Consider the following 250-nt stretch of genomic DNA (forward strand, 5'->3'; position numbering starts at 1 on the left):
GGGCCAAAACCCGGTCGATCTGGGCAGCCAGCTGCGGGTCAAAACCGTCGTCATCCAGCTCAGGGAGATCGGGGTCGATGGGCAGGGAGTGGACGGAGCCGTCAGGGTTCTCCTCGACCGTGTATCGGCCGAGATCGACATGCGCGCACACCAGCTCGCAGCCGAGATCGCGGGCAGGCTCAGCAGCGCTGAGCAGAACGGTGTCAGGGTGGCCGCCCTCAACTCCGACCAGGATCACCCGGGCATGGCC

General features: G+C 66.8%; 1 protein-coding gene. It reads right to left on the reverse strand.

All coding sequences use genetic code 11. The features are described 5' to 3' along the window. Positions 1-250: hypothetical protein (locus AC1RO3_RS09315; protein ID WP_481764138.1), on the reverse strand; the 250-nt coding region annotated here is incomplete at both ends.

It is taken from the genome of Dellaglioa sp. CoH-57-MRSF-19, assembly GCF_056781975.1.